Origin of the sequence: Acinetobacter sp. NCu2D-2 (assembly GCF_001647675.1) — a bacterium.
Taxonomy (GTDB): domain Bacteria; phylum Pseudomonadota; class Gammaproteobacteria; order Pseudomonadales; family Moraxellaceae; genus Acinetobacter.
In genome coordinates this window covers 1,094,501-1,114,636 of the sequence record NZ_CP015594.1, presented here as the reverse complement: position 1 = coordinate 1,114,636, position 20,136 = coordinate 1,094,501, and the positions used below count along the sequence as shown (strand labels likewise).

At 40.3% G+C, this 20,136-nt stretch carries 18 protein-coding genes and 1 pseudogene; 11 read left to right on the top strand and 8 right to left on the bottom strand.

Features of this window, described 5'->3' with window-relative positions:
* The first annotated feature begins 10 nt into the window (after nt 1-10).
* The 6 genes from prmA to A3K93_RS05165 all read left to right on the top strand — a co-directional run bounded on the left by prmA (nt 11) and on the right by A3K93_RS05165 (nt 6,973).
* Complete coding sequence (prmA, locus tag A3K93_RS05195; RefSeq protein WP_067729547.1) at nt 11-913, top strand: 50S ribosomal protein L11 methyltransferase; 903 nt, start codon at nt 11-13, stop codon at nt 911-913.
* Between the two features lie 18 nt (nt 914-931).
* The gene (locus tag A3K93_RS05190; protein ID WP_067729545.1) at nt 932-1,807 is read left to right on the top strand and encodes a DUF3426 domain-containing protein; all 876 of its coding nucleotides are present in this window, start codon (nt 932-934) and stop codon (nt 1,805-1,807) included.
* Nucleotides 1,808-2,207: 400 nt separating this feature from the next.
* Entirely contained in the window at nt 2,208-2,477 is a 270-nt protein-coding gene (fis, locus tag A3K93_RS05180) for a DNA-binding transcriptional regulator Fis (protein WP_001086304.1), read from the top strand.
* A 97-nt stretch (nt 2,478-2,574) separates the two neighbouring features.
* The gene (purH, locus tag A3K93_RS05175) at nt 2,575-4,149 is read left to right on the top strand and encodes a bifunctional phosphoribosylaminoimidazolecarboxamide formyltransferase/IMP cyclohydrolase (protein ID WP_067729541.1); all 1,575 of its coding nucleotides are present in this window, start codon (nt 2,575-2,577) and stop codon (nt 4,147-4,149) included.
* Nucleotides 4,150-4,340: 191 nt separating this feature from the next.
* A complete protein-coding gene (gene purD, locus A3K93_RS05170) occupies nt 4,341-5,624 on the top strand; it encodes a phosphoribosylamine--glycine ligase (RefSeq protein ID WP_067729538.1) in 1,284 nt (427 codons plus the stop codon).
* Nucleotides 5,625-5,749: 125 nt separating this feature from the next.
* Nucleotides 5,750-6,973, top strand: a complete 1,224-nt coding sequence (locus tag A3K93_RS05165) for an IS256 family transposase (protein WP_067729536.1) — start codon at nt 5,750-5,752, stop codon at nt 6,971-6,973.
* Between the two features lie 43 nt (nt 6,974-7,016).
* Here A3K93_RS05165 and A3K93_RS05160 read toward each other — a convergent pair whose 3' ends face one another.
* A complete protein-coding gene (locus A3K93_RS05160) occupies nt 7,017-7,451 on the bottom strand; it encodes a PH domain-containing protein (protein WP_067729534.1) in 435 nt (144 codons plus the stop codon).
* A gap of 174 nt (nt 7,452-7,625) precedes the next feature.
* Here A3K93_RS05160 and A3K93_RS05155 point away from each other — a divergent pair, with 174 nt between their 5' ends.
* Entirely contained in the window at nt 7,626-8,180 is a 555-nt protein-coding gene (locus A3K93_RS05155) for a GNAT family N-acetyltransferase (RefSeq protein WP_067729532.1), read from the top strand.
* Nucleotides 8,181-8,258: 78 nt separating this feature from the next.
* Here A3K93_RS05155 and A3K93_RS05150 read toward each other — a convergent pair whose 3' ends face one another.
* The 7 genes and pseudogenes from A3K93_RS05150 to A3K93_RS14645 all read right to left on the bottom strand — a co-directional run.
* Nucleotides 8,259-10,133 carry a hypothetical protein gene (locus A3K93_RS05150; RefSeq protein ID WP_067729530.1) on the bottom strand — a complete coding sequence of 625 codons (1,875 nt, stop codon included), beginning with the start codon at nt 10,131-10,133 and terminating at the stop codon, nt 8,259-8,261.
* A gap of 25 nt (nt 10,134-10,158) precedes the next feature.
* A protein-coding gene (locus A3K93_RS14650) for an IS5 family transposase (RefSeq protein WP_442855646.1) occupies nt 10,159-10,972 on the bottom strand; the annotation gives its coding sequence in 2 pieces (ribosomal slippage) (nt 10,159-10,591 and nt 10,590-10,972; 816 coding nt in all).
* A 111-nt stretch (nt 10,973-11,083) separates the two neighbouring features.
* On the bottom strand, nt 11,084-11,743 hold the full coding sequence (locus A3K93_RS05135) for a hypothetical protein (protein ID WP_067729528.1): 660 nt from the start codon (nt 11,741-11,743) through the stop codon (nt 11,084-11,086).
* A gap of 142 nt (nt 11,744-11,885) precedes the next feature.
* A complete protein-coding gene (locus tag A3K93_RS05130) occupies nt 11,886-12,161 on the bottom strand; it encodes a prepilin-type N-terminal cleavage/methylation domain-containing protein (protein WP_067729526.1) in 276 nt (91 codons plus the stop codon).
* Nucleotides 12,136-12,618: a pilus assembly FimT family protein gene (locus A3K93_RS05125; protein WP_067729525.1), complete on the bottom strand. Its 483-nt coding sequence runs from the start codon at nt 12,616-12,618 to the stop codon at nt 12,136-12,138. Before A3K93_RS05125 ends, A3K93_RS05130 begins: the two co-directional genes overlap by 26 nt.
* Nucleotides 12,612-12,887, bottom strand: coding sequence for a hypothetical protein (locus A3K93_RS15140; protein WP_442855655.1), 276 nt, complete (start codon nt 12,885-12,887; stop codon nt 12,612-12,614). The genes A3K93_RS05125 and A3K93_RS15140 overlap by 7 nt, the downstream gene beginning before the upstream one ends.
* Nucleotides 12,888-12,924: 37 nt before the next feature.
* Nucleotides 12,925-13,050, bottom strand: a pseudogene (locus tag A3K93_RS14645) (type II secretion system protein); the annotation flags it as partial.
* Between the two features lie 649 nt (nt 13,051-13,699).
* On the opposite strand from A3K93_RS14645, the gene A3K93_RS05120 reads away from it, so the two are divergent.
* The 4 genes from A3K93_RS05120 to dnaE all read left to right on the top strand — a co-directional run bounded on the left by A3K93_RS05120 (nt 13,700) and on the right by dnaE (nt 20,116).
* Entirely contained in the window at nt 13,700-14,578 is an 879-nt protein-coding gene (locus tag A3K93_RS05120) for a MetQ/NlpA family ABC transporter substrate-binding protein (protein ID WP_067729523.1), read from the top strand.
* A 74-nt stretch (nt 14,579-14,652) separates the two neighbouring features.
* A complete protein-coding gene (locus A3K93_RS05115; protein ID WP_067729521.1) occupies nt 14,653-15,678 on the top strand; it encodes a methionine ABC transporter ATP-binding protein in 1,026 nt (341 codons plus the stop codon).
* On the top strand, nt 15,675-16,370 hold the full coding sequence (locus A3K93_RS05110; RefSeq protein WP_067729519.1) for a methionine ABC transporter permease: 696 nt from the start codon (nt 15,675-15,677) through the stop codon (nt 16,368-16,370). The genes A3K93_RS05115 and A3K93_RS05110 overlap by 4 nt, the downstream gene beginning before the upstream one ends.
* Before the next feature lie 173 nt (nt 16,371-16,543).
* Nucleotides 16,544-20,116, top strand: a complete 3,573-nt coding sequence (gene dnaE, locus A3K93_RS05105) for a DNA polymerase III subunit alpha (RefSeq protein ID WP_067729517.1) — start codon at nt 16,544-16,546, stop codon at nt 20,114-20,116.
* Nucleotides 20,117-20,136: the final 20 nt, after the last annotated feature.

Below are 20,136 nucleotides of genomic sequence, written 5' to 3'. Positions count from 1 at the left end.
GGTTATTCCTGTGAAGTGGTTACAAATTCATATTACTGTTGATCAAGCTCAAGTTGAGTTTACTGAAACATTGCTCGAATCTTTAGGTGCTGTCAGCGTTACCTTAGATGATGCGGAAAATCAGGACCTACTTGAACCATTACCAGGTGAAACTCCACTTTGGAATAAAGTTATCGTGACAGGGATCTACGCACAAGAAGATGGCGAAGAGATCGATGTTAACGCTTTAGAGACCTTTATTCGTGCACAAATGCCTGAAGCGCCACTACGTTACGAGTTCATTGAAGACCAGGAATGGGAACGTACATGGATGGATGCTTACGAGTCAATTAAAATCTCGGAAAAATTCTGGATTGTGCCGGAATGGATGCAAGCACCTGAAGCAGATGCAGTCAACATTAAGCTCGATCCAGGTTTGGCGTTTGGTACAGGTGATCATGCTTCAACATTCTTATGCTTACAATGGTTAGGTAAAACAGATGTTAAAGACAAAATCGTGATCGATTATGGTTGTGGTTCAGGCATTTTAGCTGTCGCTGCCTTACTACTTGGCGCGAAAAAAGCGTATGCAACAGATATCGACCCACAAGCTGTACTCGCTACAAAACAAAATGCGGAACTGAATGGTGTTGCAGATCGTCTATTTGTTGGTCTACCAGAAGAATTCAATGAAGCGCTTGGTGATACCAAAGCAGAGGTTTTTGTGGCAAATATCCTCGCGGGTCCACTGATGATGCTTGCACCTGAGTTCGCAACTTTGGTAAAACCTGAGGCAGAGTTCGCACTTGCTGGTGTAATCGAAGAACAAGTGGATGATGTTTCTGGTATTTATTCAAATTACTTTGATATATTAGAAGTAGAAAAACGTGACGAATATTGGTGCCGTATTTCAGGTAAGCGCCATAAAAACTAAAGAGCGTATATAAAGTATATGAGTGACAAAAGAACCTATTGCCCGACCTGCTCAACAACCTACAAAGTGACGGTTGCTCAGTTGACTCTTGCTCAAGGTATGGTTTGCTGTCCCAAATGTACGACCTCTTTTAATGCCCTATCTCATTTAGTCACTGAGCCCAAGCGCTCGGTGGCTCACTCAGATCCAGCCGTGGAATCTTTACAACCGATTTCACAAGCTGAAAACGAAATTCTGAATAATAACTATCAACCCCGTACTCCATCAGACGTCAATTCAATTTTGAATATCTTTGATGAAAAGGTTGAGAATTCAAATATCGACTTAAAGACCTATCTGAATAACCTGAATTATTTTAGTACTGAACCGATCAATGTCCTTCCTGCTGTTGACTGGGAGGCAAACACTGAAACGGGTAATAAACGTGGCTTAGCGCAATATGCCATGTGGACTGTACTGAATTTGGCTTTATTTGGCTTATTTGTATTTCAGTTCTTCTGGTTCAATCCACAGTATTTAAAACACAGTCATGTAATGAGTACTGCATTTAACAGTATTTGTGATGTATTTAATTGCTCTAATCTTCAAGAGCATTACAATCTGATTAACACCAAAAAAGTCAAAGTTGAAAATTTTGGTTCTGGTAAAACCAAATTCTCTGGTGAACTGATTAATTATTACGAACGCAGTTTGGCAATGCCATTAATCCGTGTCGATTTAAAAGAAGATGGTATGGTTCAAGAGAGCTACACCCTTACACCAGAGATGTATTTGACTGAAAGTTTCAAAACTATTCAGCGTATTCCACAAAATAGCCCTTTCAAATTTGAATTTGACCTTCCTGTCAAGCGTGGCAGCTTCGATAGTTATACTTTAGAAATAATTCGCCCATAATATTGAAAAAACCTATTAAAAAAGTGAAAAAAAACTAAAAAAAATGCAGTTTTCTTGCTCACTTTTGCCTAGACAATGGTATTATACGCGCCACGAAAGCTATGTGCTGTCAACTTCTCGCGATTTTTTCACTATAAATACAGTCTTGCCTAATGCGCCATAAAATTTATTGCGTATCGAGCGGATTTTTTTGTTTTGATTTAGGTCTGTAACAAATATTTAACTATTGTTACGCTTAATTTTCGACCAAAGCCTCGAGATGTGGCAAGCTACAAGCTCATTGCAATGACCAAGTTTTAGAACTCCAGTTTTAGGATCTAAAGCGGAGTTCATTCTAATTTCTAGACCACTTTTATATATCACTTTACCCAAGTGATATTTGTTTTTCGGATTAATTCGCATGAATAGCAAATCTCCTATTTTTACTGCACAATCTGATGTTGCTTTACGTATCCACGTAGATCGCGCAGTTCGCCATTACTTTGCACAATTGCAAGGTGAGCAACCATCTCAGGTATACGACATGGTGCTGGCAGAAATGGAGAAACCTCTTCTATCTGTAGTTCTAGAATATACGCGTGGTAATCAGACACGTGCTGCTGAGATCCTCGGGCTTAACCGCGGTACCTTACGTAAAAAGTTGAAAGCTCACGGTTTAATGAGTGAATAAATGATAAAATGCTTGCGTTGAACGCAGGCATTTTTTTTGACCGAAAAAAATTGCGAATCCGTTTTACCTTGTTCCATTAAAAACTGTGACGAAGATCATGACTATTAAACGCGCTTTAATCTCTGTATCAGACAAAACTGGCATTGTTGAGTTTGCACAAGAACTTGCTGCTCTGGGGGTAGAGATTTTATCTACTGGCGGAACATACAAATTGTTGAAAGACAATAATGTTGCCGTAGTTGAAGTTTCCGAGCATACAGGTTTTCCAGAGATGATGGACGGACGTGTAAAAACGCTACATCCGAAAATCCATGGGGGTATCTTGGCACGTCGTGGCCTAGATGAAGCTGTAATGGCTGAACACAACATCGATGCGATCGATTTAGTTGTGGTTAACCTTTACCCATTTGCTGCAACTGTAGCAAAACCAAACTGTTCACTTGCTGATGCAATCGAAAACATCGACATCGGTGGTCCTACAATGGTTCGCGCTGCGGCAAAAAACCATGCGTCTGTAGGTATTGTGGTGAACGCAGCTGACTATGCAACTGTTGTCGCTGAGCTTAAAGCTGAGGGTGCTTTATCTTATGCAACACGTTTTGACTTAGCTGTAAAAGCATTCGAACACACTGCACAATACGACGGCATGATCGCATCTTACTTAGGCGCTCGCGTAGGTAAAATCGAGGGTCAAGCTGACAAATTTGCACGTACATTCAATACTCAATTGAATAAAGCACAAGATTTACGTTACGGTGAAAACCCACATCAGTCTGCTGCATTCTATGTAGACCCTGCTGCAACTGAAGCATCTGTTTCAACTGCAAAACAGTTACAAGGTAAAGAGTTATCTTATAACAACATCGCAGATACAGATGCTGCGCTTGAATGCGTGAAATCTTTTGCAAAACCTGCTTGTGTGATCGTTAAACATGCTAACCCGTGTGGTGTTGCCGTGTCTTTAGACGGTATTAAAGCAGCGTATGACCTTGCTTATGCAACTGACCCTGAATCTGCATTCGGTGGCATCATTGCATTTAACCGTGAATTAGACGTGGCAACTGCACAAGCGATTGTAGATCGTCAATTTGTTGAAGTGATCATTGCGCCAAGCATCGCTGAAGGCGTACTTGAAGTGACTGGCGCAAAGAAAAACGTCCGTGTTCTTGTATGTGGCGAACTTCCGAAAATTGACGAACGTGCTGCACAGCTTGACTACAAACGTGTAAACGGTGGTCTATTGGTTCAAGACCAAGACTTAGGCATGATCACCAAAGATGACCTAAAAGTTGTGACTAAACGTGCACCAACTGAACAAGAAATCGATGACATGATCTTTGCTTGGAAAGTAGCGAAATACGTGAAATCTAACGCGATTGTGTATGCGAAAAACCGTCAAACCATTGGTGTCGGTGCAGGTCAAATGAGCCGTGTCAACTCTGCGCGTATTGCTGCAATCAAAGCAGAACATGCAGGTCTTGTGGTTGAAGGTGCTGTAATGGCGTCTGATGCATTCTTCCCATTCCGTGATGGTATTGATAACGCTGCAAAAGCGGGTATCAAATGCATTATCCAACCGGGTGGTTCTATGCGTGATGAAGAAACAATTGCTGCTGCTGATGAAGCAGGTATTGCAATGGTGTTCACTGGCATGCGTCATTTCCGCCACTAAGTTAATCCCCCTAAGTCCCCCTTTATATAAAGGGGGATTTCCACGAAGTGAGCGTTAGTTGAGCTTCGTGCACCCTCCGACTTAAAGGAGGGTTTATTATGTCTGTTTTAATTTGCATCTTGCGTTAAGATGTTAATGATTTTTAAGCCGAATTCGGCATTGGGATTTCATTTTCGAGGGTTATTCTAAAGATGAACATTTTAGTTTTGGGTAGTGGCGGTCGTGAGCATGCATTGGCGTGGAAAATCGCACAAGACGATCAAGTAACAAAAGTATTTGTTGCGCCAGGTAATGCAGGTACTGCAACTGAAAATAAATGTGAAAATGTCGCTTTAGACATTCTCGACAACCCTGCCATTATTGATTTTGCCAAAAATAATGCAGTCGAACTCATCGTTGTCGGCCCTGAAGCACCACTTGTAAACGGTGTGGTTGATGCTTGCCGTGAAGCTGGCGTAAAAATTTGGGGTCCAACTCAATTTGCTGCACAGCTTGAAGGCTCTAAAGCATTTGCGAAGCACTTCTTAAAACGCCATAACATTCCAACCGCTTTCTATGACGTATTCACAGAAGTGGATGCCGCTAAAGCATTTGTTGAGAAAAATGGCGCGCCAATCGTCATCAAAGCTGACGGTCTTGCTGCAGGTAAAGGCGTGATCGTAGCGATGACCAATCAAGAAGCATTTGATGCGATTGATGACATGCTTGCAGGCAACAAATTTGGTGATGCAGGTTCTCGTGTTGTGATCGAAGAGTTCCTTGCAGGTGAAGAAGCATCTTTCATTTGTATGATTGATGGCGACAACATTTTGCCAATGGCTACTTCACAAGACCATAAGCGTATTTTTGAAGGTGACCAAGGTCCAAACACTGGCGGTATGGGGGCTTACTCTCCTGCGCCTGTGGTGACTGCAGACGTCTTTGAAAAAACTATGAATGAAGTGATGCGTCCTACCGTTGAAGGTATGAAAAAAGACGGTCACGTGTATACTGGTTTCTTATACGCAGGCTTGATGATTGACGACAAAGGTCAACCAAAAGTCATCGAGTTTAACTGTCGTTTTGGTGACCCTGAAACTCAACCGATTATGATGCGTTTAAAATCATCTTTGGTGGATTTAGTTCAGGCAGGTATTGAAGGAAAACTTCCTGCTGAAGCTGAATGGGATGAACGTAAAACGGTTGGTATCGTGCTTGCATCTAAGGGCTACCCTGAAACTTCAAGCAATGGCGATGTTATTTCAGGTTTAGATACCGTGATGGCAGATGCAAAAGTGTTCCATGCAGGTACAAAAGCCAATGAAAATGGCGAGATCGTCACTGCTGGCGGTCGTGTGCTTTGTGTGACTGCACTGGGCAATACGATTGGTGAAGCACAAGCGAAAGCGTTAGAGCTTTGTCAAAAAGTAACGTTCGATGGCGTTCAATATCGTAAAGATATTGGTTACCGTGCGATTGCTCGTGAAAATGCTTAATCTATATTTTGTTTAAGAAAAACCCCGATTTTTCGGGGTTTTTTATTTATTAGGAGACTGTAAATTAAATTGTGTAATTGCCTGAATTTGCTATGTTCATATTCACAACGGAGTCAGGCAACATGATGAACGAACAAAAACTAAAAGACCTTGCAGCAGAATTTGCTAAAGGAATCAAAACAGAAGACGATCTCAATCAATTCACCCGATTGTTGACTAAACTCACTGTTGAAACGGCTCTCAATGCCGAACTTACCGAACATCTCGGACATGAAAAGAATGCTCGTAAGAACGGTTCAAATGCTCGTAACGGTTATTCCAGTAAGACCGTGCTGAGCGATGATGGTGAGATTGAGATCACCACACCACGAGATCGTGATGGCACATTTGAGCCACAACTAATTAAAAAGAATGAGAAGCACTGCTTCGCAAGGCGTATCACGCAAATGGATAGCCAAATTCTATCCCTTTATGCCAAAGGCATGACTACCCGTGAAATCGTGGCTACTTTCAAAGAAATGTACGATGCTGATGTATCTCCAACGCTTATTTCCAAGGTGACTGATGCTGTTAAGGAGCAAGTCGCTGAATGGCAAAACCGTCCGCTGGATGCACTCTATCCCATCGTCTATATGGACTGTATTGTAGTTAAAGTCCGTCATAATGGCAGTGTTATCAACAAGGCTGTATTCCTTGCCTTAGGCATTAATCTTGATGGACAGAAAGAACTGCTCGGCATGTGGATGGCTGAGAATGAAGGTGCAAAGTTCTGGCTGAATGTCCTGACTGAGCTTAAAAACCGAGGGTTGCAGGATATTCTGATCGCCTGTGTGGATGGACTAAAAGGCTTTCCTGATGCCATTAACAGCGTATACCCGCAAACCCATATCCAGCTGTGCATTATCCATATGCTGCGTAACAGCTTGAAATACGTATCATGGAAAGATTACAAGGCCGTCACTCAGGATTTAAAAGCCGTTTATCAGTCACCTACTGAAGAGGCAGCCTTGATGGCCTTGGATCAATTCGCCCAAACATGGGATGACAAGTACCCACAGATCAGCAAAAGCTGGCGTACACACTGGGAGAATCTAAATACCTTCTTTGCTTATCCAGCCGAGATACGCAAAGCCATCTATACCACCAATGCGATCGAATCATTAAACAGCGTAATACGTCAGGCGATCAAAAAGCGTAAAGTCTTTCCATCGGATGATTCTGTACGTAAAGTGATTTACCTGGCAATTGATGCAGCGTCTAAAAAGTGGAATATGCCTATTCGCGACTGGCGTTTAGCCATGAGCCGCTTTATTATTGAATTCGGTGACCGCTTAAGCAATCACCTTTAAATTTATGAAAAGCAATTACACAAAATTATTTACAGGCTCTTTATTAGCTGTCAATTACAGCTTTATCATCGAGTTCATCTAAATAATGATTTACTGATTTTCGAAAATCCAGTGGCTTTGCTATATAAGGGATTGGCGCATTAGAACCACCTGTACCTTTCACAACAATTGAACCAAAATTAAAAATTCGCCCTAAAATACCTTGATCGACGCCCAGACTCTCTACACGATTAACTTTAAGCTCAATAGTATTGCGACGAATTAATCCTGTTTTAGCAATGATCCTTCTATTTGTTATTGCGAGCTCTGTTGTCCAAACATTAATTATAGCGATAAGAATAAGAATCAACCCAATTCCCGCTATAGGTAACAATAAAATTCCAAAAATGATGTACCAAATTTGTGACATCCAAGAAACGTGTGCTCTCTCAAGTATTTTTTCATCTCTTGCTAAATTTGACTCTATATAATTACCCATCGCAACCTCTTTTTTATTTATGTCTTTCGAATCGTAAAATTATTTGTAGAAATATTTTTATATTATTGACAATATCTAAGATTAAATTTTAATTCAACACTTCTAATTCATTAATCTACATGCTTTCTTTATAATTTATGCTTAGTTCTACTAATCAATTTTATTGGCAATCCGATGACATCTTTACAAACCCCTCGCCTCATCCTCCGCCAATGGCAAGATTCCGATACTGCCCCATTTATCCAAATGTGTGCAGATGATGACGTCATGCGCTATTTCTATAAAAAACTAAACGCTTCCGAGTCCACCGCATTTATGCAACGACTTAAAGATGCAATTGAAACACGTGGTTGGGGTTTATTCGCTGTAGAACTTAAAGCCACAGGTGAATTTATAGGATTTATTGGTCTGCATGTGCATCCGCCTGAGTTTGATATGGCAGATGCACCCGAAATTGGTTGGCGCTTATTACCCCAATACTGGCATCAGGGTTATGCCACCGAAGGTGCTAAAGCCGTACTCAAACATGCATTTAGAAACCTCAGATTAGAAAAAGTCATTTCATTTACATCGCTACAGAACACCCCCTCACAACGTGTGATGCAAAACATCGGCTTAGAAAAAGTGAAAGAGTTTGATCATCCACTGATTCCGACAGATCATCCTTTATGTCAGCATGTACTCTATGAAAAACTGCGTAGTGATTATTTGCATATTCCGTTTTGCTAAGAGCACAATCTCAGCTCAAACCATTGCGTTATAGATAAAAATAAACCCTGAATATCAGGGTTTATTTAAATAGAACGTTTATAAATAACGTGACCATTTTAATGTGACATGATCGGTAATATCTTCTGTCTTAGATGTTTCATCAGACGTACCTGGAACAGATGGCTTAAAATCAGGACGATTTTTTAAGTCACTAAAATCAATAGTTGTTGTATTACCGATTTTATTGCCTTGTCCAACATTACCAAGTGCAGCTGCGAGCACACCACCAACAATATGGCTCGAACCAGAAGTATCCAAAACATTGCCTGCAACGATATTACCGAAGATATATGCACTTTGACCTAATGAAATCGTACCACCTGTATAGCTTTGGCGGCACAAATCTATGTCCTGACCCAATGTGCATGAACCAGCAAGTAAAGCAGTATTTGCCAAGCTAAGTTGAGTTAAAGTAGTTGTCGATGAACAAATATTATTTAGCATGGCGTATCCATTCACATGACAAACAGATGCTGCCCCTGCATAGTTTGGTGCATACAAGCTAATGGATTGACCATAACTAATATCACCTGTCGCCAAAATCGTATTCACAAATAAACCGCGCGGTAATGACACGTTGCCATAAAACAACATAATACCCGGCGCTATTGATGGAATAGATGGTGCGGTATTACTGCCAACTTGTCCTGTCGGGTTACCGACTTCATCATCAACCGTCCATGTGCCATTACTGTATTTAATCCGCTGTTTTTGCGATGCATCTAGATATAAATGTCCGACTACAGGCGTTTGGCAATAACCATCTTTATCAACTGACTGACATAAATCACCCCAATATTGGACATAATTTCGGACATAACGACCAATTTCATAATCCCCATCAGGGATTCCATTTACATTCTGTACAGTCACGATTGGGCGTTGGGTCGCAGCGTTATATTTAAAAATATAATTGGCTTGCTGAATATATTTTTCATCCAAAGCATTAACCAATGGACGGTTCATCGAAACCAAAGCCACAGCACCTTGCGGTTCAGTTAAGGGTGGATTATGAATTTTTGAATTACTCGGACAATTTTTAAAAGCATAGGCTTGCAAGGAATCAAAATCATTCCATCCTGTTCCTACACAGCTAATACTTTTTTTCGCAATTGCCGAACCAACTCGAGACCACGTACTGATTAAAATATTTGAAAGACTGTCGGCACTTTTGACCGCACTCCCTTTCAATAAAATATCTTGATTGGCATAGAAAGCACCTTGATCTTGCCCCCAGCTATCAACACTAATTGATTTTTGCGCAGACGCAATTTTCTGAATCGCAGCACCTTGAGATAAATAGATCGAGCCATTGGCATACACATTATCTACGCTAACCGAACTATTTAAAGTCACATCGCCAGTTGAATTAATGGTTTTCACACCAGTTAAACCAATACTTTGTGCAGAAAAATTCCCATCCACATTAATGACAGATGCAGCGCCAGTATCTTTCATGACAATACCGCCAGAAAGACCTAAGCCACCAAAGAAATTCATTGCACCTGAAATATCATCTGCTTGATTTGGATTTTGACTTGAGCTTGGGGTCTGCTGTAAATCTACATCATAGACCGCTTGGATACTTGAGGATGATTGTGACAATTCACTCACGTTTACAATATTTGCAGTGACGCGATATTGTTTAAGCTCAGGATCAAGTTTCTGAACCACAATGTTTTTAACATCGAGGCTTCGACCATCTTGCACATTCAGTTTTAAATTTTGTTGATTAAGTGCCAAAACACCCGTTTCATCAAGCGTATTTAAATACTCTTTCAGAATTTCTACACCTGACCATGCCCCTGATTGCACATTGGTAGATGCATGACTCACCACTAAACTTTTTTGACTCGTGGCAATATAGTAAGCCGTGCCGAGTGCAGAAACTGCAATCGCAAGACCAACCATCAGAACAATAGATCTCTTGCGAAAGTTAATTTAAGAGCATCCAATTCACCATTCCAGCAATTAAATTCATTCTTAGACCAAAGCGTTTCCGTCTATTTCTATAGCGTTCTGTTAATATCCGAAAATGTTTAAGTTTGCCGTTGATATGTTCAATTGTGATCCTACGCCGACTGATTTCTTGGTTGATCTGTTTTGCTATTTGGGGTAATGATAAATTCTTAGGTTTCTTGATGGGAATGAGTAACTTACTCTTAATCTGATGAAATCCTTTATAGGCTAAATCTGCCATGATACAAGGATAAATGACCATCTCCTTCAAATACTTACGCGCAATCGTCAGATCGTGTTTTCTGCCATCTTCAATCTGTATACTTACAATTTGCTTTAATTTTGGGTTAAAAATGACCTGTGTTTTTAGCGTATGTTTCTTCTTTTTACCGCTATAGAATTTTCTTTGTTTTTTTGGGACGCTCAATCTGTGACTCAGTGACATCAACGATTACATAATCCTCCTCACTAAACTTTTGATTCCTTTTAGGCAATGCGAAAATCCGTGATTGAATCAGAGCCTTTTCAACTTTCTGAATCGTACGATTCACATTACTTTCAGCTAGGTTATAGTCGGCGGATAACTCAATTTGAGTTCTATAACAGCGTAAGTAATTTAAAGTTAACAACAATTGATCCTCTAAACACAACGAATGAGGTCTTCCAGATTTTTTCTTGGCAAGTTCAGCGTGTTGTAACACTGATACCATTTTTAAGAATAATGGACGAGGAACGCCAACAAGTCGTTTAAATTCCCCATCATTAAATCTAGTTAAATTTTCATATTTCATGGGACTAGTATAAACAATTTTTTACTTTCGCAAGAGGTCTAATATAAATCGTGGCAAAACCTTGCTGATTATGAGGACGTGTATTCATAGATTGATTCATTGCAATGCCCATCAAGATAGGATATTGACTAGACAAACAGGAACGGTCAGATTGTCTAAATTGGCATGATTTTGTGTGCTGGTTTTTGCATTCATCAGTATTAAGGGATGTTGCGCAGTGTCTTTTTCAGTGACTGCACCATAAGGTGAACAATGCCCGACCGTTGAGCTAAAACTAATCTGTACAGGATTTGAATGATCCGAACTCACATCTTCCAAATGAGCCAGTACAGTTTTCACTTTCCACTGCATGGTATTCAATGAACTTGATCCTACGCAGCCATTCGCACTGTCATTTAAACTGCTTGCAAGTAAAACCAATTGCCTTTTCTTTTTGTCAGCACTTTCAATATCTGCCAAACCTTGGCAAACAGGCTTGTTTCCGGTTCGCATACGCCACAGCACTGCATTGGTGTCATGTTCATTGAGCTTAATACTTTGTAAAGCGACATGATTTGAGCCATCTAAGCCAAACCCTGCGTTTTGTACATACATCTGTGCTGTTGTCAGCCCTGTTTGCAATTTCGTGTCATGCGATGCAGAAATTCGTGCATCAACACTTGTTTTCACTAAGGTTCTATAAGCGCTTAATACGGCGATCAGACATAACATCGAAATCAAGAGACCAATCAGCAAACTGATGAGTGTTACACCACTTTGAAATTGCTTCATAGTGTTTCGCCCAATGTCATTTTGCCGCCGAGTAATTCACTTTCAAGTTCAAACTTCATTGGTTGCAGAGTTTGAACTGTGTGGTTATAACTAGGGTTGTGCGGATTAGTCACAGTGACATTCATTTGTTGGCAAGAGACCGTCACAGATATGGGTGTTTTTCTTTAGGTAATACAATCTCAGGATGACTTTTTCCTGCACACCATTCTTGACGCTCAGAAGCCGTAGCATTTTGCAGCATAAAACGGAGCTGATTGACCACGATGTATTGCATGTTATTTTGACGCTGTGCAACTAAAGTTCGCCCTGAACTGTATATCGCACCTAAAATCACAATACTTGAAAGCAATACAGCAATCAGGGCTTCCAATAAGCCCATACCATGCTCAGCTTTATTGATTGAAATGATGTGTTTCATACACCGCCCCATGTTGAAAGCTCATGAACATACTGTTTGCACATTGCGCTGTAGACACCATGAGCTGACTATAATGATTAAAAGCAAGGCATTTAAAAGGCTTATGTTCGTCATCTTGAATTTCTATGGCTTGAACCAGCGCATATTGAAAGATATGAGGTGTGCTACAGCTTGCTTCAGCATCTTGAGTAGCTTGATGCACCGTAATGAGTTTAGTGGTCTCATTTAGACATACGACACTAGAAGCAGCTGAATCTTGCTGCGCTGCCACATTACGAATTGCAGTGGCGCGGCTCAGCTCAATCGCACTTTTCATCGACATCACAGCTTGATCGACTTCAGATTGCTTGACCCAATACCCTGTCAAAGACGTTCCCATGACAATTAATAAGGTCATAATCGTTATGGTAATCATCAATTCAATCAGGCTAAATCCTGATTGTGGCTGACTTACCATGTTGTTTGACCATCACATTGAACAGTTGCAGTTCGCTCATTGCGATTATTTAACTTAAAGGTACAACCCACCAATTTGCTTGAACTTTTAGCAGTCGCAGTCAGCTCATATCCTTTTCCCTCATCAATCGCTTGTGATGAAAAATCAAAGACATCATTTTGACTGGCAGACCATTGTGGAAAGGCAGATTGCAGTGCTGTACTATTGGCATAATCCTGCTGAGGATAAGCTAAATTGCGTTGGTAATAGTTTTCGAAAACTAAACTCAGTGCAACGACATCCGATTGTGCCGTTTTATATTGGCTTTTTTTTTACATACTGACTGTATGAAGGCAATGCAATTGCAGCAAGAATGGCAATAATCACGATTACGATCATTAATTCAATGAGGGTAAAACCATGTTTGAAATGAAAAGGAGATGTTTGATTCATCATAAAAGCTGACTGATCAATTAATTGAAATTTTGACTAATTTTAGCACTATTTTAAGAGCTTTATCCTATGAATAAGACCCACAACTACATAATAATTATCCCACTGAATTTATTGTATTTATTTAAATTTTAAACACTAAAATTATGCTATATATTCATCCTACTAATATATTAAAAGTTTTATTATTGTTTTATTAAATATGTAATTTTCACTTTATATTCAATTTTGTGATTTGCATTAGACAAAATCTTATAAAGATCAAGTTTTCAGCAAATTACAATAGTCTTATAACTTTGATAAAAATAATTATTTGTAATTCATACTATTTTTTATATTTTTAAAGCACATAATTGGATAATGAATTAATTTTTATTCACTATATTGAATAAAGATAAGTTGCTATGATGTTTACAGCAGATTGAACTTAAATCGACATAAATTTTTAAATGCATTTATAGCTTATATGCTCTTTTGTATTTAAAAGTTTAGTTTGAAAGTAGATCATGATTCGATGAACAACGTATTCATCCATTTTTTTGGGTTCATACAGTATCATCTTGTCGCATCCAGAGGTTGTAATAAAACTTCACTTTAATATGACCTAAAAGTGCATATACTTTAAGCATCAAAAAATTAGGAAATCTTTATGAAAAAGCTACTTGGCGTCATTCTTGGCGCATCAGTATTCACATTAGCCGCTTGTGGCAAACAAGAAGCACCGACTAATGACACTGCACAAAGCAATAAAGATTCAGCAGAATTACAAACCATCACCATTGCTTCAACTGGTTCAGATGCCGATATTTGGCGTCACATTGCAAGCCTGCCTGAAACTAAAGAAGCTGGCTTAAAACTGGATGTAAAAAACTTTACTGATTATGTCGCGATGAACACAGCGGTAGCCAATAAAGAAATTGATATCAATGCATTCCAATCGTATGCGTACCTTGTTGCATTTAATGATGCAAACACACAAAAGATTGCGCCATTGTCTACAACTTATTTAGAACCTATGGGCATTTACTCAAGCAAAGTAAAATCTTTGGCTGAGTTCAAAACTGGCGCCACTATTGCCATTCCAAATGATGGTGCGAATGAATCGCGTGCTTTATTGCTTCTACAATCTGCAGGCTTAGTGAAACTTCGTCCAAACTTTGACAATGTAAAAGGTACTGAAGCAGACGTTGTAGAAAACGCTAAAAATATCGTGATCAAACCGATTCAAATGGCAACAGCGGTTCGCGTAAAAGACGAAGTTGATGCGATTGTATTGGGCAATACATTGGCAATGGAAGGCGGTTTAAACGTACTTAAAGATTCAATCTACTACGAACCTGTAGACCAAACTACGAAAATGAACGTGAACGTTTTGGCAACCGCTGCTGACCGTGCAAATGATCCGATTTTGAAAAAAGTTGGTGCGCTATACCACACTCCTGCTGTAAAAGCATATGTGGATGAGCACTTTGCAGGAACTAAAGTTGCTGTTGATCAACCAACAAGTTATTTGACTAGCACAAAATAAGTCTATAATGCAGTTTTTAGGACAGGCAAAGTCTACTTTGCCTGTTTTTTTATACCTGATGTAATTTTGACACTATGATCGAATTTAAAAATATTTCTAAACACTATGAGCTCAAAGGTCAGACCCTTCGTGCACTGAATCAGATTAATTTATCGATTCCTACAGGCAGTATTTTTGGCATCATTGGTTATAGTGGTGCGGGTAAAAGTACACTCATCCGTCTAATTAATTTATTAGAACGCCCAACAAGCGGACAAATTATTATTAATGGGACTGATTTTACTGCGTTAAGCGCAGCCGCTTTACGTCAGGAACGTGCCCATATTGGCATGATTTTTCAGCATTTCAATTTAATGCAAACCAAAACCGTTGCAGCCAATATTGAAATGCCAATGAAACTTTTGGGCTGGTCAAAAGCTGAACGTGAAAAACGTTTGGAAGAACTGCTCGACTTTATTGATCTTAAACATAAACGCAATGCTTATCCTGATGAACTTTCAGGTGGTCAAAAACAACGTGTCGGTATTGCCCGTGCGCTTGCTAATCATCCAAAAATTTTACTGTGCGATGAAGCGACATCTGCGCTCGATCCGCAAACCACGAAATCGGTTTTGCAGCTCCTTAAGAAAATTAATCAAGAACAAGGTATTACCATTGTCATGGTGACCCATGAAATGGATGTGATTGAGTCTGTTTGTGATTATGTCGCTGTGATGGGAAAAGGCGATGTGATTGAAACAGGATCTACCTTAGAAATCTTTAGTCAGCCGCAACACCCTACAACGAAGAGCTTTATTCAAACTGTACTGCAACAGCATTTGCCAGTGAATATTTTAAATAATTTAGACAATCAAAATCATAATAGTATTTATTGCCTGAAATTCCTTGGCAGTTCTGCACAAGAAACCGTTGTACAAGCCGTCATTAAACAATTTGATATCAGTTTAAATATTTTATTTGCCAATATGACCGAAATTGGCGGTGCCGTGATTGGACAGATGTTTATTCAACTTTTAGGCGATGACACTGAAATTCAAAAAGCTGTTCAATATCTTGAAAATAACGGCGTACAAGTCGATCAAGCAGGAGTTCAGGCATGAGAGATTTAATTGTTCAATGGTTGACGACTTTAACTGCGCCATTTTGGAAAAGTTCCCTGTCAATCGATCAGGTCGTGACTGCACTCGAACAAACTTTCCAAATGGTGTTCTTTGCCATGATCTTCGGAACAATTTGGGGATTTATTCAAGCCATTACGCTGTTGCTGACTCGCCCTGAAGGGATTTTACCGAATAAAGCAATTTATCAAACGCTCAACCCAATTGTGAATGCGCTGCGTTCACTGCCCTTTATTATTTTAATGATAGCAGTGTATCCGCTGACCAAATTTGTAACAGGTACAACGATTGGTACATGGGCTGCGATTGTGCCTTTAACGATTTATGTCGGTCCTTATATTGGTCGCTTAGTAGAATCCTCATTGCTTGAAGTCAATGATGGGATCATTGAATCAGCGCAAGCTATGGGTGCAACACCCATGCAAACCATTTTTAAGTTTGTACTACCTGAAGCGCGCAGCTCACTCATTTTAAACTTAACTACTGCCCTAATTAGTTTAATTGGTGCAACTGCCATGGCAGGTGCAATTGGTGCAGGCGGTATTGGTGATTTAGCGATTTCTTATGGCTATCAACGTTTCGACAACAGCATCATTTATCTCACCGTCATCATTCTCTTGATTCTTGTACAAATCGTACAGTCTTTAGGGAATTGGCTATCGCGTCTGCGTTAAACCTTATTTTTAAACCCTCCTCGTGAGGGTTTAATTTTATCTCGCTTGCAACATGCTTAATTTAAAAGCACCACTTCCAATTCACCTAAAAGTTCAGCTTTTACCATCCAATTTCAAGCTGAAAAGCAAATTCCCGTGCTAAACTATCGAGTGGTTTTAGCAGGGACTTATCTATGCACTTTGTTCATCTTGGTATTCATACAGAATTTTCGATTACAGAATCCATCGTACGTATACCTGATCTCGTCAAAGCTGCTGCAAAAGAAGAAATGCCTGCGCTTGCGATTACTGACTTATCTAATTTACATGCTGCAGTAAAGTTCTATAAAAAATGTTTAGGTGCTGGGATTAAACCCATTTTAGGTTCTGAAATCCGCCTGAATGATGCTGAACACCGCGTCACCCTGCTTTCTATGAGCAATAAAGGTTGGCGTAACCTGACTGAACTGGTATCTGAAGGTTTTATTAGCGGTCAGCAACTTGATATTCCCTGCGTACAAAAAGAATGGATCCTAAATCAGTCTGACGACATGATCGTTTTGCTCGGCATGCAATCCGATGTCGGCAAAATGCTGATTACATCAAACCCAGACAAAGCTGAACCGCTGCTTGAAGAATGGGTAGAAAAATTTGGTAATCGTGTGTATTTAGCCCTTACACGTACCGATCGACCAAATGAAGATACGTTTATTTTAGAAGCGGTTAAACTCGCGAAAAAATACAATATTGGTGTTGTGGCACATAACGACGTGCACTTTATTGAACGTGATGACTTTGAAGCACACGAAGCACGTGTTTGTATTGCAGATGGCTATGTACTCGGTGATAACCGTCGTCCGAAAACTTATAGCCCTGAACAATATTTTAAAACTGCCGAGGAAATGACTGAGCTTTTCAGTGATATTCCTTCTGCGATTGAAAACACCTATCACATTGCCAAACGCTGTAATGTCACAATTCGTTTAGGCTTCCATGACTTACCTGATTATCCAATTCCTGAAGGTCATACCATTGACACTTATTTTGCACACTTGTGTGAAGAAGGTCTGGAAGAACGTTTAAACTTCCTCTATCCACCTGAACAACGTGGCGAAGATTGGCCAGAAATTCGTAAGCCTTATGACGAACGTCTGGCTTTCGAAATTAATATTATTTTAACCATGCAATTCCCAGGTTACTTCCTGATTGTCATGGACTTCATTCAATGGTCAAAAAATAATGGCGTGCCTGTTGGCCCTGGTCGTGGTTCAGGTGCAGGTTCACTTGTTGCCTACAGTTTAAAAATTACCGACCTCGATCCACTGCGCTATGACCTGCTGTTCGAACGTTTCTTAAACCCAGAACGTGTCTCTATGCCCGATTTCGACGTCGATTTCTGTATCGCAGGTCGTGACCGTGTTATTGATTACGTTGCACGGACTTATGGCCGCGATGCCGTATCACAGATTGCCACGTTCGGTACAATGGCTGCAAAAGGTGCGATTCGTGACGTTGCACGTGTCTTGGGTAAATCCTATGGTTTGGCTGACCGTATTTCTAAAATGATCCCAACCAAACCTTTGGGTTTAAGTTTGGAAGAATCATTAGAAGCCGAACCACAACTGAAAGATATTGTCACAAACCCATCCAACCCCGATTATGACGATGCGTCTGAAATCTGGGAAATGGCACTCAAACTTGAAGGCATTACCCGTAACACAGGTAAACATGCCGGTGGTGTAGTAATCGCACCAACCAAGTTGACGGACTACTCTGCGGTGCTTTGTGATGCAGATGGTACAGGTCGCGTTGCACAATTCGATAAAGATGATGTCGAAGCCGCAGGTTTGGTAAAATTCGACTTCTTGGGTCTGCGTAACCTGACCGTAATTGAAGATGCAATTCAGCACATTAATGCACGCCCAGATATTACCGATCCGGTAAATATTTCTTATATTCCGCTTGATGATAAAGCGGCATATGACATCTTCGCATCTGCCAATACGACAGCGGTATTCCAGTTTGAATCCGTGGGCATGAAGAAAATGCTCAAGGAAGCCCGCCCAAGTAAATTCGAAGAAATTATCGCCTTCGTATCACTGTATCGTCCGGGTCCAATGGATCTGATTCCAGACTTTATTTATCGTATGCATGGTGGTGAGTTTGAATATCTCCACCCATTACTTGAAAAAGTCTTAGAACCGACTTACGGCATTATGGTTTACCAAGAACAGGTGATGCAGGCAGCACAGTTCTGTGCAGGCTATACGCTTGGTGGTGCGGATTTACTTCGTCGTGCCATGGGTAAAAAGAAAGTTGAAGAGATGGTAAAACACCGTCAAATCTTCATCGAAGGTGCTGCGAAAAAAGATATTGATGCCGATACAGCCAACCATATCTTCGACTATATGGAAAAATTCGCAGGCTATGGTTTTAACAAATCACATGCTGCTGCTTATGCCCTTGTTGCTTATCAGACTGCTTGGCTAAAAGCACATTACCCTGCTGAATTTATGTCTGCGGTTATGACATCGGAAATGCAAAACACCGATAACGTGGTGTTTATCATTGATGACTGCCGTCATAACGGTCTAGAAGTTTTACCACCGTCAGTCAACATGTCGCTCTATCAATTCCATGCCAGCGATCCAAAAACCATTGTGTATGGTTTAGGTGCGATTAAAGGTGTCGGTGAAGCGGCAATGCAGTCGGTGATTGAATCACGTCAAAAAGATGGTCCATATAAAGACCTATTTGACTTCTGTCATCGTATTGATTTGAAGAAAATCAATAAACGCACACTTGAAGCCTTAATTCGTGCCGGTGCGCTCGATTGTTTGGGGATTGAACGTGCCGACTTAATGGCACAACTTCCAGAAGCGGTTCAAGCGGCAGATCAAGCACGTCATAACCGTGAAACTGGCATCATGGACTTGTTTGGTGAAGTCGAAGAAGTCCAACGCAAGCCTGCAAAACCCGTGAAACCTTGGTCAGATGAAGTTCGTCTGAAAGGTGAAAAAGATACTCTTGGTTTATACCTCACAGGTCACCCGATTGACGTTTACCGTAATGAGCTCAAATCATTTGTCCCATGCCCGATTAATGAGCTATCTCCAACACGTCGCGGTGTAACGACTGTCTTTGCTGGTTTGGTGGTCGATGTTGCCAACTTCCCGAACCGCATGATGGTCACCTTAGATGATGGTACTGCGCGTATTGAAATTTCGACCAATCACGAACGCTTCCAACGCTTTAAAGACATCGTTCAAGTTGATCAAGTCGTTGTCATCGAAGGTGAGATTTATGAACGTGAAGGTTTTGATCGTCCGCTTGGCCGCTTAACCAAAGCCTTTAGCCTGAATCAGATTCGTCAAAAACGTGCCAATAGTATTAAAATTACCTTAACGCCAGAGCATCTGACCAAAACATTAAGCCGTGATTTACAACAAATCATGCTGCCTTATTGTAATGTCGATATGTGTAACCATATTCCTGTGATTCTCTATTTGGATTATGGTTATGCCACCGCAGAGCTTCATCTTGGCATCAATTGGAAAGTTGCTCCATTGGATGAAGTTTTAGCCAAATTCCGCGATTACTTTGGCAAATCAAGTATTCACATTGAATATCAAGTGAAATCTAAAGCTGCCAAAGTGATGACGCTCGAACATGCGCGACCTGTAGAAGTGCCACCTCCACCTGCCAATATGAGCATGGATGATGCCTTGGACTTATATCAGTCTGAGACACAGGCACAATTTTCTTAATTTTTAAAATCAAACATTTG

Bases quoted from the DNA above. Each gene is read 5' to 3' on its own strand.
- A3K93_RS05190 (WP_067729545.1), top strand. From the start codon at position 932: ATGAGTGACAAAAGAACCTATTGCCCGACCTGCTCAACAACCTACAAA.
- fis (WP_001086304.1), top strand. From the start codon at position 2,208: ATGAATAGCAAATCTCCTATTTTTACTGCACAATCTGATGTTGCTTTA.
- purH (WP_067729541.1), top strand. From the start codon at position 2,575: ATGACTATTAAACGCGCTTTAATCTCTGTATCAGACAAAACTGGCATT.
- purD (WP_067729538.1), top strand. From the start codon at position 4,341: ATGAACATTTTAGTTTTGGGTAGTGGCGGTCGTGAGCATGCATTGGCG.
- A3K93_RS05165 (WP_067729536.1), top strand. From the start codon at position 5,750: ATGAACGAACAAAAACTAAAAGACCTTGCAGCAGAATTTGCTAAAGGA.
- A3K93_RS05160 (WP_067729534.1), bottom strand. From the start codon at position 7,451: ATGGGTAATTATATAGAGTCAAATTTAGCAAGAGATGAAAAAATACTT.
- A3K93_RS05155 (WP_067729532.1), top strand. From the start codon at position 7,626: ATGACATCTTTACAAACCCCTCGCCTCATCCTCCGCCAATGGCAAGAT.
- A3K93_RS05150 (WP_067729530.1), bottom strand. From the start codon at position 10,133: ATGGTTGGTCTTGCGATTGCAGTTTCTGCACTCGGCACGGCTTACTAT.
- A3K93_RS05135 (WP_067729528.1), bottom strand. From the start codon at position 11,743: ATGAAGCAATTTCAAAGTGGTGTAACACTCATCAGTTTGCTGATTGGT.
- A3K93_RS05130 (WP_067729526.1), bottom strand. From the start codon at position 12,161: ATGAAACACATCATTTCAATCAATAAAGCTGAGCATGGTATGGGCTTA.
- A3K93_RS05125 (WP_067729525.1), bottom strand. From the start codon at position 12,618: ATGGTAAGTCAGCCACAATCAGGATTTAGCCTGATTGAATTGATGATT.
- A3K93_RS05120 (WP_067729523.1), top strand. From the start codon at position 13,700: ATGAAAAAGCTACTTGGCGTCATTCTTGGCGCATCAGTATTCACATTA.
- A3K93_RS05115 (WP_067729521.1), top strand. From the start codon at position 14,653: ATGATCGAATTTAAAAATATTTCTAAACACTATGAGCTCAAAGGTCAG.
- A3K93_RS05110 (WP_067729519.1), top strand. From the start codon at position 15,675: ATGAGAGATTTAATTGTTCAATGGTTGACGACTTTAACTGCGCCATTT.
- dnaE (WP_067729517.1), top strand. From the start codon at position 16,544: ATGCACTTTGTTCATCTTGGTATTCATACAGAATTTTCGATTACAGAA.